General features: G+C 67.4%; 3 protein-coding genes. All 3 read right to left on the minus strand.

All coding sequences use genetic code 11. The features are described 5' to 3' along the window. Positions 1 to 22 precede the first annotated feature (22 nt). Genes ACVCL3_RS05605 through ACVCL3_RS05615 form a run of 3 tightly spaced genes read right to left on the minus strand, consistent with a single transcriptional unit; the run spans position 23 to position 13739 of the window. Positions 23 to 1168 carry a hypothetical protein gene (locus ACVCL3_RS05605; RefSeq protein ID WP_447100679.1) on the minus strand — a complete coding sequence of 382 codons (1146 nt, stop codon included), beginning with the start codon at positions 1166 to 1168 and terminating at the stop codon, positions 23 to 25. Then, positions 1147 to 11955 (minus strand): filamentous hemagglutinin N-terminal domain-containing protein, encoded by a 10809-nt coding sequence (locus ACVCL3_RS05610; protein WP_447100680.1) that lies wholly within the window; start codon positions 11953 to 11955, stop codon positions 1147 to 1149. The genes ACVCL3_RS05605 and ACVCL3_RS05610 overlap by 22 nt, the downstream gene beginning before the upstream one ends. Positions 11956 to 11969: 14 nt before the next feature. Further along, complete coding sequence (locus tag ACVCL3_RS05615; protein WP_447101570.1) at positions 11970 to 13739, minus strand: ShlB/FhaC/HecB family hemolysin secretion/activation protein; 1770 nt, start codon at positions 13737 to 13739, stop codon at positions 11970 to 11972. Positions 13740 to 13958 lie beyond the last annotated feature (219 nt).

Raw genomic sequence — 13958 nt, forward strand, 5'->3', positions numbered from 1 at the left:
GTCCGGCGGGCGCGGCACCTCGTCAGTAAACGCCCTTGCAACTGCTGGCTGCGGGGCGAACCACGAGCTGGTGCACCGAAGGGTCCCAGCTCAGCGACAGGCCGCCCGGAAGCCCGGCCGTGATGCCGGCCGAGGCGATCTGGCTGATCGGCCCCACCGTGCTGCCGTGTCCGTCGCCGAACGTCACCGTCGCACTGATCGCGTAGCTGAGCGGATCGGCGCAACCGTCGACCGTGACGTACTTGGCCACCGTGCCCCGCCCTACACCCTCGGGCATGCTGCCGGTGACCGCCGGCATGGCGCGGCCCTGTCCGCCGCCGGGCGCCGGGCAGGTCTGGGTCAGCGCGTAGCTCACCGAGACCTTCGGCGCGGGCGCCACCTCCAGCACGGCCGAGGTGGGCGGCTGCGCCGTGCAGCCCATCAGGAACACCTTGCGCTGCGCCACCACGTTGAGCACGTAGCTGCCCGATGGCAGCGCACCGGCAGGCAATTTCAATTCGATGCGATTGGGCAACACGCCGGTCACCACCGGCTGCACCGCCTGCGGCTTGCTCTGTGCGTCGGTCGCGCTGACCACCGGGCTGGCGCACTGTGCGTCAAGCAGGTTTTCCCCGGTCAGTGCGAACGCTGCCCCGGCGCCGTCGCCATGCAGGACGAACAGCGGGCGTCGATCCAGCGTCTCCACGCCATTGATCACCGGCGGCAATTTCGACCCGCCGGAGGCAGCCGCCTTCAACGCCACGGTGCGGGCCAGTGCAGCCGCCATCGCGGCGACATCCTGGCCCAGGCAGCCCTTGCTGGCCTCCAGGAACGCCTGCGTGCGCTGCACGGCGGCTTCGGCGCGGTAGGCCTGCGCCTTCTCTTCGTTGCCCAGCATGTCGATCGGCTTGGCCAGATCCTTGCCCAGCGCCTTGCGCAAGTCCCGGCCCAGGTCGGCCAGCTTCTGGCTGGTTGCCGCGAGATTGGAGCCAGGCGACCCGGTCGCACGTGCGGCGAGGTCGTGTTGCGCCGTGTCCAGCTGCGCGATGATCAGTTCCCCGGTCAGCCGCGGCGCGATCTGCGGCGCTGCCTGGCCCGCGGCGGGGCCGGTCAGGCCCAGCGCAAGCATCGCCACCGCGATGCCTGCGCCGAGTTTGCCGATGCCGGTCACTGCGGCGCTTTCGGCCATGGCATGACCATGCCCAGTGCGTCCGGGTCCTGGCAGGCGGCCTGGTCCGGCTGATCCGGATCGCAACCGCTCTGCTGGTCGGGCGGCAGGCGCACGCCGGAAGGCACGATGCCGTACGAGCGGTAGTTGGCGGTGATCACGCTCGGGTCGATGTAGGAGTCGCCGTGGTTGCCGTTCTGCGCGCTGCCCGCACCGGAGGCGGTCGGCACGTTGATGGCGAAACCACCGCCCAGCGGCAGCAGGTTGCCGGAGCTGTCCACCGCATAGAAGTAAGCGGGCGGCAGGCCGACGTTGGCGATGTTCTGCAGGCCCGTGCCCACCACGTAGATCGGCTGGGAGCTGGAACCCAGGCGCCCGGTGGAACCCCATACGCCTATGCCGTCATACAGCGGTGTCGTTCCGAGCTGGAACAGGTCGCCATGGGTCACCGACAGGTAGAACGGCGAGGTGCCCGCGTTCACCGTGAAGGCGCTGCCGGCCACCGACGCCAGTGTCAGCGTCTTGTCGTTGGTCATGCTGAAGCCGGCCAGCGAAGTGAAGTTGCCCAGCGTGTCGACCATGTTCTTGTTGGGCGAACTCGCGCTGCCCAGCACGGTCGGACCCACCGCGCTGCCGCTCAGCGTGCCGGCCGTGATGATGCCGCTGGCGCCTTCGCTGATCGCGCCGGCCGAGGTGAGCGAGGTGGCCGTTCCCTTCACCGAACCGTTGATCGCCAGATCGCCGCTGGTGGTCTTCAGCGAAGTGCTGGCGCCGCCATCCAGCGGACCGTCGACAGTGAGCGCCTGCGCACTGGTCAGGGCGAAATTGGCTGCCGTGAAGCTGCCCAGCGTGCCGATCTGGTTGGCGCCGTTGAGCGTGGTCGCGCCGACCGAACTGCCGGTCAGGGTGCCGGCCGTGATGACGCCCGCCGCGCCTTCGCTGATCGCGCCGGCCGAGGTGAGCGAGGTGGCCGTTCCCTTCACCGGACCATTGATCGCCAGATCGCCGCTGGTGGTCTTCAGCGAGGTGCTGGCGCCGCCATCCAGCGTGCCGCTGACGGCCAATGTCTGTGCGTTGGTCAAGGCGAAGCTGGCGGCCGTGAAGCCTCCCAGGGTGCCGATGCGGTTGGCGCCGTTGAGCGTGGTGGCACCGGCGGAGCTGCCGGTCAACATGCCGGCGACAATGCTGCCGCCGGCGCCTTCGGTGATTGCGCCAGCAGAGGCCAGCGTCGTGGTCGTGCCCTTCACCGTGCCGTTGATCGCCAGATTGCCGCTGGTGGTCTTAAGCGTAGTACTCGCGCCGCCGTCCACGGAGCCCGTCACCGCCAGCGCCTGCGCGTTGGTCAGCGCGAAGTTCGCCGCCGTGAAGTTGCCCAGCGTGCCGATGTGGTTGGCGCCACCGAGCGCGGTACTGCCGACCGAACTGCCAGTCAACGTGTTCGCATGGATCGCACCAGCCGTCTGGTTGATATTGCGGCCTGCACCCAAGGTAACCGTGTTGCCGGTCAGGGTGCTGGCCAGGATCAGGTCCGAGTTCGCCCCGCTGGCCGTCAGCGTAAGGTCGCCGGCACCACCATTGGCCGACGGTGCATCATTCACCGTCAAGGTCCGGATGGTGTTGAAGGCGAAGTCGCCACCGCTGACGAATGCGCCCAGGGCTGCCACCTGGTTGGCGCCGAGCAGGCTGGTGCTGCCAGCGGAGCTGCCGGTCAAGTTATCGGCGGTGATGACGCCATGGGTGCCTTCGATGATCGCACCGGCCGAGGTCAGCGTGGTGGTGGCGCCGGTCACCGTGCCATTGATGATCAGGTCGCCGGCCGTCGTGGTCAGCGCCACGACCGGGCCACCATCGAGCGGGCCTTCGACGGTCAGCGTCTGACCGTTGGTCAGGCTGAAGTCTGCGCTGAAGCCGCCCAGTATGTTGATGTGGTTGTTGCCATCGAGTGTGGTGTTTCCGATCGAATGACCGGTCAACAGGTTCGCCGTGATGCTGCCGCCGGCGCCTTCGGTGATCGCGCCCGCCGAGACCAGCGTGGTGGTGGCGCCCTTCACCAGACCGTTGATCGCCAGGTCGCCGCTCGTCGTGGTCAACGCCGTGCTGGCCCCCCCGTCGACGGTGCCGCCCACGACCAGGGTCTGCGCGTTGGTCAACGCGAAGCCCGCCGCACTGAAGCTGCCCAAGGTGCCGATGTGGTTTGCGCCGTTGAGCGCAGTCGCACCGATGGATTGACCCCTCAAGGTGCCTGCCGTGATGCTGCCACTGCCGCCTTCGCTGATCCCACCGGCGGAATTCAGCGTTGTCGTGGTGCCGCTCACTGCACCATTGATCGTCAGGTTGCCGGCGGTCGTGGTCAGCGCGGTACCCGCACCGCCACTTACCGGGCCATTCACCGTCAAGGCTTGGGCGTTGATCAACGCGAAGCCCGCCGCACTGAAGCTGCCCAGCGAGCCGATGTGATTGGTCCCGGCAAGGGTCGTCGTACCGGCCGAATGACCGGTCAGCGAAGTGGCCGTGAGGCTGCCGCCTGCGCCTTCGCTGATCGCGCCGGAAGAGGTCAGGCTGACCGCCGTGCCATTGACCGCACCAGCCAGGGTGAGATCGCCCGCACTCACCGTCAGCGCCCCGGTGTTCACCGTGCCAAGGGTCAGTGCGTTGAGGTCATTGATCTGGGTGGCACCGCCGGTGAGATTCACCGTGCCGCCGAAGTCGTTGCTGCCACCTGTCAGGGTGATCGCGTTCGAACCGCCATGGATGGTGCTCGTGCCGATAACGCTCAGCGCACCGCCTGTCTGCAAGACCGCCCCACTGGCGGTGATGTTCAGATCGCCTCCGACCGTGGTCGCGCCCAGGGTTGTGGTGGTTCCGGCGCCCGTCGTGGTGATCGTCAGCCCGTTGCTCGCATTGCCGCTGATGCCGAGGTTCGAACTCGCCGTTACCGCTGAAATTCCGGAGTTTGTACCGCCTACGCCTGTCGAGCCCGCACCGGCAAGGTTCACGTTGACCGCGGTGGTGTAGCCCGAATAGTCCAGGCTTCCGTCGATGCCGGCGTCGAGGCCGCCGGAGATGTCCCCGTCAGCGCCCGAGTGCATGAGGAAGTGGCCGGTGCCGGTGTCGATCAGATTGCCGATGCCGGAGAAGGCGCCTGCCAGATTGGTCGCCGTGCCCTGGTTGTGCCCGGTCAGGCTCCAGGTCTGGTTGCTGGCGGTCAACGTGCCGATACCCGCATCGGCAATGTTCTCGAACGAGGTCCAGCTCACGGTGCCGCTGTTGCCGGCATTGAGGCCGGTCAGATTGTAGGTCTGGCTGCTGCCGCTGATCGTGTCAGAGGCAGAACCGCCCTTCGCCGCGGTGATCCCGCTCCAGCCCCCGGTACCGGTCGCCGTGCCTCCCAGGTCCACATTCACCGCGGTCGTGTACGCACTGTAATCCAATGTGCCTGCGGCAGCGGAAGTCAGCATGCCCGACACGCCCGCACCGTTCGCGAACATGAAGGTGCCGGCACCGCTGTCGCTCAGGTTCCCGAACGACGTCCAGCTCAGCGTGCCGTTGTTGCCGGCGTCTGTGCCGGTCAGGTTGTAGGTCTGGTTGCTGCCGGCAATCGTGGCGCCGGCGCCGCTTCCGGCCAGCGTGGTGAGGTTGAAGCCGCTGTAGTCGATGCCCGAGGCGCTCGACACCTTCGTGCCGAGATCGAAGCTGCCGGTCACCCCGGTCACGCTGCCGCCGGTGCCCGTAACCGTACCGAAACCGCTGTACGCGATGCCGCTAGCTGACGAGATACGCGTGTTGTCGGCGAAGCTGCCGACCACGTTCGCGATCGAGCCGCTGCCACCCACGCTGGTGGCGTTCGCGAAGGCCATGCCCTCGCTGGTCCTGCCGTTGTCGTCGAAGCCCACGGCGCCGGTGACCGTCGTCGTGTCGGCCGCGGTGAAGCCGCTATAGCCGACACCGCCGGCATTGCCCGTCTTGGTGCCGCTCAGGTTGAACGCGGTGCCGCCCAGGTTCGTGATCGCGCCACTGCCCGCCACGCTCGTGGCGTTGGCAAAGGTCATGCCGAGACTGCTCTTGGCCGCGCTGTCGAAACCGGCGGCACCGGTGACGGACGTGGTGTCGGCCGCGGTGAAGCCGCTGTAGTTGACGCCACCGGCATTGCCGGTCTTGGTGCCGACCAGATTGAACGCGGTGCCCCCAAGGTTCGTGATCGCGCCGCTGCCCGCCACGCTCGTGGCATTGGCAAAGGCGATGCCCAGGCTGCTCCTGGTCGAGCTGTCAAAACCTGCGGCGCCGGTGACGGCCGTGGTGTCGGCCGCGTCGAAGCCGTTGAAGCTGGTGGTGCCTGCCGTACCTGCCATGATGCCGGTCAGGTTGAACGCCGTGCTGCCCAGGTTGGTGATCGCGCCACTGCCCGCCACGCTCGTGGCGTTGGCGAAGGCCATGCCCAGGCTGGTCTTGGCCGTGTAGTCGAAGCCCGCGGCACCGGTGACCGTGGTGGTGTCGGCTGAGGTGAAGCCGTTGTAGTCGATGCCGCCGGCGTTGCCTGCCGTGGTACCGGTCAGGTTGAACGCGGTGCTGCCCAGATTCGTGATCGCGCCACTGCCCGCCACGCTCGTGGCGTTGGCGAAGGTCATGCCGAGACTGCTCCTGGCCGAGCTGTCGAAGCCCACAGCGCCGGTGACCGTCGTCGTGTCGGCCGCGGTGAAGCCGCTATAGCCGACACCGCCGGCATTGCCCGTCTTGGTGCCGCTCAGGTTGAACGCGGTGCCGCCCAGGTTCGTGATCGCGCCACTGCCCGCCACGCTCGTGGCGTTGGCGAAGGTCATGCCGAGGCTGCTCTTGGCCGCGCTGTTGAAACCCGCGGCACCGGTGATGGTCGCCGCGTCGGCGGCCGTGAAGCCGGTGAAGGCAACACCGCCCGCCGAGCCCGCGTTGGCTCCGCTCAGGGCAAAGGTGCTGCTGCCCGTAATCGCCCCATTGCCGTTGCCCGTGACCGCCGTGACGCCCGCCCACGTCCCGCCGATGCCCGTGGTCGCGCCGCTGCCATCGGCCAGGTCGAACGTCACGGCACCGCTGTGGCTGCCGTAGTTCAGCGTCGCCGCCGTCACGTTGCCACTGACGCTGCCGCCGGTGCCGAAGGCCACCGTGCCGCTGGTATCGGCGATGTTGCCGAACCCCATCCAGGTCACGCCACCGCTGCTGCCCTGGTCGATGACCGTGTTGTCCAGCGTGTAGGTCTGGCCGCTGCCCGCGATCGTGGCACCGGCCCCGCTGCCGGTCAGCGTGGTGACGCCGAAGCCGCTGTAGTCGAGCGTCGACGCGCTGGACACCTTCGTGCCGAGATTGAAGCTGCCGGTCACGCCGGTCACGCTGCCACCGGTGCCCGTCACCGCATCGAAGCCGCTGTAGACGATGCCGCTCGCCGACGAGGTCCCGGTGTTGTCGGCGAAGCTGCCGACCACGTTCGCGATCGTGCCGCTGCCGCCCACGCTGGTGGCGTTGACGAAGGTCATGCCCTGGCTGGTCTTGGCAATGTCGTCGAAACCTGCAGCGCCCGTGATGGTCGCCGCGTCGGCGGCCGTGAAGCCGGTGAAGGCAACACCGCCCGCCGAGCCCGCGTTGGCTCCGCTCAGGGCAAAGGTGCTGCTGCCCGTAATCGCCCCATTGCCGTTGCCCGTGACCGCCGTGACGCCCGCCCACGTCCCGCCGATGCCCGTGGTCGCGCCGCTGCCATCGGCCAGGTCGAACGTCACGGCACCGCTGTGGCTGCCGTAGTTCAGCGTCGCCGCCGTCACGTTGCCACTGACGCTGCCGCCGGTGCCGAAGGCCACCGTGCCGCTGGTATCGGCGATGTTGCCGAACCCCGTCCAGGTCACGCCACCGCTGCTGCCCTGGTCGATGACCGTGTTGTCCAGCGTGTAGGTCTGGCCGCTGCCCGCGATCGTGGCACCGGCCCCGCTGCCGGTCAGCGTGGTGACGCCGAAGCCGCTGTAGTCGAGCGTCGACGCGCTGGACACCTTCGTGCCGAGATTGAAGCTGCCGGTCACGCCGGTCACGCTGCCACCGGTGCCCGTCACCGCATCGAAGCCGCTGTAGACGATGCCGCTCGCCGACGAGGTCCCGGTGTTGTCGGCGAAGCTGCCGACCACGTTCGCGATCGTGCCGCTGCCGCCCACGCTGGTGGCGTTGACGAAGGTCATGCCCTGGCTGACCTTGCTGGCATCGTCGAAACCCGCAGCACCGGTGACCGTCGTCGTGTCGGCCGCGGTGAAGCCGCTATAGCCGACACCGCCGGCATTGCCCGTCTTGGTGCCGCTCAGGTTGAACGCGGTGCCGCCCAGGTTCGTGATCGCGCCACTGCCCGCCACGCTCGTGGCGTTGGCGAAGGTCATGCCGAGGCTGCTCTTGGCCGCGCTGTTGAAACCCGCGGCACCGGTGATGGTCGCCGCGTCGGCGGCCGTGAAGCCGGTGAAGGCAACACCGCCCGCCGAGCCCGCGTTGGCTCCGCTCAGGGCAAAGGTGCTGCTGCCCGTAATCGCCCCATTGCCGTTGCCCGTGACCGCCGTGACGCCCGCCCACGTCCCGCCGATGCCCGTGGTCGCGCCGCTGCCATCGGCCAGGTCGAACGTCACGGCACCGCTGTGGCTGCCGTAGTTCAGCGTCGCCGCCGTCACGTTGCCACTGACGCTGCCGCCGGTGCCGAAGGCCACCGTGCCGCTGGTATCGGCGATGTTGCCGAACCCCGTCCAGGTCACGCCACCGCTGCTGCCCTGGTCGATGACCGTGTTGTCCAGCGTGTAGGTCTGGCCGCTGCCCGCGATCGTGGCACCGGCCCCGCTGCCGGTCAGCGTGGTGACGCCGAAGCCGCTGTAGTCGAGCGTCGACGCGCTGGACACCTTCGTGCCGAGATTGAAGCTGCCGGTCACGCCGGTCACGCTGCCACCGGTGCCCGTCACCGCATCGAAGCCGCTGTAGACGATGCCGCTCGCCGACGAGGTCCCGGTGTTGTCGGCGAAGCTGCCGACCACGTTCGCGATCGTGCCGCTGCCGCCCACGCTGGTGGCGTTGACGAAGGTCATGCCCTGGCTGACCTTGCTGGCATCGTCGAAACCCGCAGCACCGGTGACCGCCGTGGCGTCGGCCGCGATGAAACCCGTGAAGCTGATCCCGCCGGAGGTGCCCTGGTTGGCGCCGACAAGCGCAAACGGTGACCCACCGATGCCTGTAATCGATCCGGTGCCGGCGATGCTTCCAGTACCGCTTGGCGCAGATCCGCTGAACGCCACGTTGCCGAGTCCGGCAAGCGCTCCATTGAGCGTTATGGACGTCCCTGAAGTTGCCGACAGGTCGCCGGCAACCGAACCATGGCCCAGGTCAAGCGCCCCGCCACTGCTGACCGTCAGGCTGCCTGTTTGCAAGGTACCCAGCGCCAGCGCGTTGGCATCGGTGATCTGCGTGGTGCCGCCGGTCAGGCTCACCGTACCGATGAAGTCGTTGAGCGAGGTCAGCGTGATCGCGTTGCTGCCGGCGTTGAAAGTCGATGTTCCGTTGACCGTGTAGAAACCGGCTCCCTGCGTGATCCCTCCGGCCGTGGTGGTGACCGACAACGGGCCGTTGACGGTCAGGTCGACCGCGCTGAACGTGCCGCTGTTCGTCGTCAGGCTGGTCAGTGCCGTCGTTGCGCCGACCGCGCCGCCGAAGCTGGCGGCGCCGCCGGTGTTCACCGCCAGCGTGTGCGCGCCATTCACCGTGGAGCCGAAGCCGATCGTGCCACTGCCACTGCTGGCCAGCGTTGCATTGGCACCCAGCGTCACCGAGCCGTTGTAGGCCTGGTCACCGCTGGTGCTCACGCTGGCGGTATTGAGATTCGTCGTGCCGCTGACCTGCAGCACGCCCACACCAGCCACCGCCCCTGCCAGCACCGCATTGCCGGTCACCGTCAGGTTGTTGCCGGCACCTGTCACGGCCGCCAGGCTGATCGTCGTTCCAGTCAGCATGACATTGGAACCGAGCGTCAGCGCGTCGCCCCAGCTCTGCATGCCGCTGGTGGCGACATTGCCACTCAACGTGGCGCTGCCGGCGGCATCCGTGATCAGGCTGGTCAACGCCGTCGTGCCGCCGACCGCAGCGTCGAACCTGGTGACTCCGCTGGCGTTCACGGTCAACGCATGCGCGCCGTCGACAGTCGAGGCAAAGGTGATGTCGCTACCGCTCAACACGCGGTCGCCGCCCAACACCAATGCCGTGTTGTAGGTTTGTGCTCCGCTGGTCGTCACGTTGCCGACAAGCGTGAGCGCAGCGGCATTGGTCAGACTGAAGCTTGAGGCGGTGAAACTTCCGAGATTGCCGATCTGGTTGGCCTCTCCCAACGTGGTGGCACCGGCCGAGCTGCCAGTCAGGGTGCCGACCGTGATGGTGGCTCCCCCCACTTGCGAGATGGTCCCTCCGGTATTCAGCGAGAGGGTGGTGGCGTGGGCCGGAGCGATGGCCGCCGTGATACCCAGGTCACCGCTGTTGGCGTCACCGATCACGATCGTGTTGGCGGTGATCTGATCCAGTTCGGCACTCGTCACGCCAAGCTGGGGATCTGCGGGAAACGGAGCGTCGGGGCCCAGCGAAATGAGCCTTCCCGCCGTAGCCTGCCGGATGGCCACGATACCGGCGGTGCCGGCATTGATGGTTCCGAGTATGTCGACGTTGTCTGCAACCAGGCTGACGTTTGCGCCGGTAGCGACACCATTGGTGGTATCCACTGCGACGCCCGTGCCGATGTTGATGCGCGCGCCGCCGCCGGCGGCTCCGAGCGTCACCGCACCACCGGCGGTGACGATGCCCGAACCCACCACGCCCAGATCGCTCGTGGTGGTGGTGATGCCGACATTGCCGCTGCCGGCGGTACCGCTGACATTCACGCCATTGGCATCAACGATGTTGACCGCGCCGGTACCCTTCGCGCTGAACACGATGCTGTCGACGTCCGTCTGGATGGCACCCGATGCGCCGATCGCGCCATTGGTGCCGCCCGCCGTGAGAGTCAGGGCGCTGCCGGAAATCGTGCCCGCAGTGCGCGAGATGCTGCCTGCAGTCGCAGTCAGCGTGGCCGTACCACCGCCCAGCGAGATATCGTTGTTGAGCGAAATGTTGCGGCCGGCGAGCAACGACAGGTTCAGCACGTCGCCGCCAAGCACCGAATCGAATATCTTGTTGTTGATGACGATGTCGTTCGCCGCATTGAACGTGAGCGAGTTGGTTCCCTTGCCGTTGTAGTCGAGGTCGGCATTGAGGGTGATGTCGCCAGCTTCGGAATTGGCGCCCCCCGTACCCGTCGTGACCGTGACGCTGGCGCCACCGGTCAAGGCGGCGGTGATCAGGTCGACGCCGAGCGACGCTCCGTCGTTGGTCGACACAAAGGGGTTGGCGGCATTGATCTTGGTATTGCCGCTGCCCGCAACGATCGTGATGTTGTTCGGATCGATCAGCCAGTTGCCGCCCAACCCGTCGGCGCTGCGCGCGAAGACCTGCGGCGTACCGGTGATGGTGAGCGCGCCGTGGCTCGACGTCTCGACGAAACCGCCGTTGCCGCCGTCAATGCCGCCGCGCGCGGACAAGCCGCCGGCGATGACCGAGTTGTCGCGCGAGAACACGGCGATGCTGCCGCCGTCGCCCTTGCCGGTTGCATCGGCGTTGAGCGACGCATCCGGCCCGATGTACGTGCGCGCGGCCACGGCGAGGCCTTCGCCTCCACGGACGCCGCCACCGACGCGAATGGCTCCGCCACCCCGGCGACCCGAAGCATCCACCGTGCCGCCGGTGACCATCACGTCATGGTCCGACAGCAATTCGATGCGCCCGCCATGGTCGCCCGTGGCGATGACACTGCCGCTGCTCTGCACATTGCCGCCGTTGCCCACCAGCCGCACCACGCCGCCGTCGGTGCTGATGCCGCTGGCGTCGATCACGCCGGAGTTGTTGACCAGGTTGGTGAACAGATCCTTGGCTGCCGAGGCCTGCAGCACCACGGTGCCTCCTTCGGCCTTGAGGGTGCCGGAGTTGCTGACTGCCGCTTCCTTGTCGTCCAGGCGCTGCTTCAGTTCGCCGGTGATCTGGATGTTGATCAGGCCGTTGCCGTCGAAGTCGAGTACGGCGTGTTCGGCGCCGTCGAGGTTGATGCTGCCGTAGTTGGCCAGGATCACGCCGTCGTTGGCCACGCTGCCGCCGACCAGTGCGACGGAGCCGCCGCTGGCGGCCTGAATCAGACCGTGGTTGACGATGCCCGCGCCCGCGCCGACCGCGTTGAGGCTGTAGTTGCCGGCAAGGAAATCCTTCGGGGTGAGGTCCAGCGTGCTGGCCATCAGGCCGCCGACATTCATCTGTGCCGTGGCGCCGAAGATGATGCCGTGGGTGTTGATCAGGAAGACCTGGCCGTTGGAGTTGATCTTGCCGAAGATCTGGCTGGGGTTCTGATCGAGGATGCGGTTGAGCGCCACCGCCGAGCGGCCGGGCTGGTTGAACAGCACCGATTCGTTGGCCTTGAGGTTGAATGTCTCCCAGTTCAGCGCCAGTCGCTGCGAGATCTGGTTGATCACCGTCTCGTTGCCGTTCTGGGTGATGCTGCCGGTGCCGCCGACCACCGTGCCGCCGGTGGGGCCGCCGGCGAAGGCGTCAGGACTGACGGCGATCGAGCCGATCGCGAGCCCGATGCACAAGCTGATCGGCCAGGTCCTGTGCAGCGGCAGGCTGCCGGAGGGCAAGCGTGCGATCCGATCCACGGAAGCGCCGTTGCGCGATTCACGCCGGGTGCTGATGTGCTTGCTCATGTCGTCGTCATCCCTCAGAACGTGAAGCTGAAGCGGGTATAGATGTGGAAACCCTTGCCGTTGGACGCGTTCTGCGAACTGGTGGTCTTGGCCGCGTCGAAGTGCAGCTCGAATTGCTTGAATCGCGGCAGGCGGAAGATGAAGCCCGCACCGGCACCGCTCAGCTCCGCGCTGTCCGGCGTGGTCATGCGGTTGGCGCCGGCCGAGTAGCCCCTGGCGTAGTCGTAGAACACCTCGAACTCCAGCAGCTCGCGCCACGGCCTGCCGTAGAACGGCGACACCTTGTCGCCGAAACCGGGAGCATCGACGTGGTATTCCAGCGCGGTGTAGAAGCCGCGGTCGCGCAGTGCGTCGGCGATCGGATAGGAGCGCACGCTGTCCGGGCCGCCCATCGCGAACTGCTCCAGCGGCACCAGCGCGTCGCGGGTGTACTGGCTGATGAACTTGAAGTTCAGGCGCTGCGACTTGGTCAGGAACTGCAACCGGGTGTAGGAGAGCTTCGCGACGAGGAAGCTGCGGTCATGCTGCGGGCTGATCAGGTCGGGCTCGCGCGAATCGTCCCTGATCGACTTGCGCAGGGCCACCTGCATGATGTCCACGCCGTGGAAGCGGCGATCGGTATGCAGCATGCCCCAGGTGGCTTCCGCCACCGTGAACTTCTCGTCGGACAGGTGGAAGCCCAGGCTGTCGAGCTGGGAGCGTTCCCTCAGCAGGTGCAGGGTGGCCACGTGCTGCAGGTCGTCGCGATTGATGTACTTCCAGTCGAGGCCGCCGTAGTAGAGCGAGCTGGGGCCTTTCACGTCGAGCGCGGCGAAGGTGCCGGTATTGATCTGCAGCTCGTTGCGCGAGGCGCCGACCACCGCCGACAACCCCGGCGTGCTCGTGAACGGCACCCGGTAGGTCAGCGCACCGTAGATGTTGTCGTTGGGGTCGAGCGCGTAATCGACGTTGGCCGTGAAGGTGTCGCCCAGGTGCAGCGGATTGGCCCATTCCACGCCGGCCTGCACGCGGTACTTGCCGGTCAGGTCGGTGCCGTAGTTGTTGGCGCCGAGAGTGAACTGAACCGGCCGCTTCTCGTGGGCGATCATGATCAGGTCGGTGTCGCCGGTCTGCTCGCCGGGCTGGAAGGTCGAGGCCACGGTGACGCCGGGAAGGTCGCGCGCATAGAGCAAGGCGGAATCGACGTCGCTCTTCAGCAGGGGCTTGCCGCGCAATTCCTGCGCCGCCGCCGAGATCACGTCCGGCCGATAGCGCTTGGTGCCCTTGACGATGATCTTGCCGATCTGCCCTTCCAGCACCTGGATGCCGACGACCTGGTCGGAGCCGATGGTCTGCGCCGGCAGGAACGCGTTGGAGACGATGAAGCCGGCGGTGCGATAACGCTCGGTGATCTTGTCGGCGACGCCCTGCATCTGGGCGAAGCTCAACTCGGCCGTGCCCGCGCCTGCGGCCAGCCCGCGGAACTGCGCATCGGCCAGTGCCTGGATGCTGGCCGGCGTGATGCCGAGTTGCGCATGGCTGCCGACGCCGCTGACGCGAAAGCCGCGTACCGCGACCGTCTGCACGGCCGCCGCATCGCGATCGCGTACCGGCGGAACGACGCCGCCCGGCGGCGGCGATGGCGTCGCCTGCGCGGGAGTCGAAGTGGGTGCGGGTGAAGACTGACCTGGCGCAGCCGTTGCTGCTTCCTGGGCGTGAACCACGCCGCCGGTGAATGCCAAGGCCGATGTCAACGCTGCGGCGAGACGGACAATTCGCACGATACACTCCCCCGGCTGCATCATCTTTCCATTGACGGCACGCCTGGACATCGAAGGCGCGCCAGCTGCGAAATCGAAGCCCCCCACGGATCGAGCAATTGCTGCCCCCGGGCTTGGATCGTCCGATCAGGATACACCCTCGTCGCGCTGCGGAACCAGTCACCGCAGGCCTGCACGCGACGGTTTGGCGAGCGATTTTCCGCCCTCCGTCCCGCCCTCGTGACGCGCCGCAGCAGCCGATGC

The sequence above is a fragment of the Rhodanobacter sp. UC4437_H4 genome (assembly GCF_052978425.1).

Bases quoted from the DNA above. Each gene is read 5' to 3' on its own strand.
- ACVCL3_RS05605 (WP_447100679.1), bottom strand. From the start codon at position 1,168: ATGGCCGAAAGCGCCGCAGTGACCGGCATCGGCAAACTCGGCGCAGGC.
- ACVCL3_RS05610 (WP_447100680.1), bottom strand. From the start codon at position 11,955: ATGAGCAAGCACATCAGCACCCGGCGTGAATCGCGCAACGGCGCTTCC.
- ACVCL3_RS05615 (WP_447101570.1), bottom strand. From the start codon at position 13,739: ATGATGCAGCCGGGGGAGTGTATCGTGCGAATTGTCCGTCTCGCCGCA.